Origin of the sequence: Vibrio sp. 10N.247.310.23 (assembly GCF_041467155.1) — a bacterium.
Classification (GTDB): domain Bacteria; phylum Pseudomonadota; class Gammaproteobacteria; order Enterobacterales; family Vibrionaceae; genus Vibrio; species Vibrio crassostreae_C.
In genome coordinates, this window is sequence record NZ_JBFSTZ010000103.1 from 1 (window position 1) to 1,171 (window position 1,171).

Annotated in this window: 1 protein-coding gene; it reads right to left on the bottom strand. The window is 49.9% G+C overall.

The features are described from left to right. A partial coding sequence (locus tag AB6D93_RS24100; RefSeq protein WP_372159260.1) for a DUF5934 domain-containing protein occupies positions 1-1,171 on the bottom strand: 1,171 nt, incomplete at both ends.

Below are 1,171 nucleotides of genomic sequence, written 5' to 3' on the forward strand. Positions count from 1 at the left end.
CCGTGATCGTATGCAGCGTCTCTTTAAGGGGATTGATTTTATCGCCGTTGTCGTCCGTAAATTCACCTCCCATCGCCACGCGCTCTAGGTGCGTGAAGGGGTTAAGGTAAATCTTATCGGCTGTCATGTAACTGCCATCAACCATCAAGGTCAGCTTTTTAAAGCTCTTACCTTTGTCGAGAACCCAGACTTTGCCGTTCATCGCATGAATGGTTTCGGCCAACTTTTGTATCAAGAAGGATTTTCCTGCGCCAGAGCCGCCTGTGACCGAGAGGTTGTAGTTATCAGAGCCGCAATTAAACGGATTAAACCAGTACGCTTGTTGGCGCATCGTCGGAAGCATCATTCCCCCACTTAAGTTCTTAGCGTCCATGACAATGGGCAGTAAGTTGGCGACGTTGGAGGATTTTACGGTATGGATGCGACCGGCTTTGTCGCAGTCTTCCCAAAAGCCATCGGTCATCGTGAAAGGTAACGTGGTCATTAATGCCTGGCTTTGCAGCATCGAGATGGGCTGCATCTCCAGTCCCCCAGAGCGAAAGGCGTTAATGGCGGTGATGCGATGTAAACGCTCCTTTTTTTTATTGGTGAAGAGGGTCAACGTTAAGTGCATCGCTGAAATGCCATTGATGCCGTCGGAGATTTCATCGCGAATTTGCTCGCGCTCTTTAAGCTCTTTTGGTGCTTGAGGAAAGAAAAGCGCCATGGGCGATTTCAATGTTTTTTCAAGCTCGCCAATACGCGCGCCATTTTTATTGGCGAAAGCGCCCTTATCTTGGTTGCGAAAGTTCAGCGTCATGAGGTGGGGGCATTGGACGTTCTTTGCAACGTTCCTGACTGAGGCGAAGCAGTCAGGTAAGGAGTAGAGGCGAAATGAGCGCGGGGTTTGACTTAAACCCAACGACACCACCCTTGGCGTGAGCACTTTTTGCGCTCGATTGCTAAAGCGAAGGTCGGTGTGGGTGCGCTGCACCAAAAACTCAGTGTCGCGTGAGAGAATTTGTTTGTAAATCATCTCTTCTGGCGCGTAGCGTGAGGTGCTTGGTGTGTTTTTTGTCGCATCGAAGTTTAATATGCCCTCAACGTAGTTGATGAGCCCTTCGGGGGTGAGTGGCGTGAGCGTCAATCCGGTTTGAGACAGTGAGGTATGCAATGCTTCTTTGCAGTCCAT